The following is a 252-nucleotide window of genomic DNA, read 5'->3' as shown; positions in this document are numbered from 1 at the left end:
GCTGGCTGGCCTGCTCAACCGCGCCACGCTTGAACTCGGCAGTGAACTTCCTGCGCTTTGACATGAACACTCCTCATGGCCTTGATCGGCCTTCTTGTAAGTGTCCGTGAAAACGGGGGTGAACCCCTATTACCAGTGGAAGAGCAAGTACGGCGGCTTGGAGGCGTCCGAGCTGCGGCGGGTCAAGGAGCTCGAGTCCGAGAACGCCAAGCTCAAACGGATGTATGCCGAGTTGGCGCTCGACAACGCGGC

1 pseudogene is annotated in these 252 nt (G+C 59.9%); it reads left to right on the top strand.

The window, feature by feature from the left end:
• Positions 1-127 precede the first annotated feature (127 nt).
• Positions 128-252 (top strand): annotated as a pseudogene (locus tag F7R02_RS26120) (transposase); the annotation flags it as partial.

Source organism: Xanthomonas cissicola, from assembly GCF_008801575.1.
Lineage (GTDB): Bacteria > Pseudomonadota > Gammaproteobacteria > Xanthomonadales > Xanthomonadaceae > Xanthomonas > Xanthomonas cissicola.
Note: the sequence above shows the minus strand (reverse complement) of the source record. Positions and strands in the feature narration are given on the sequence as shown.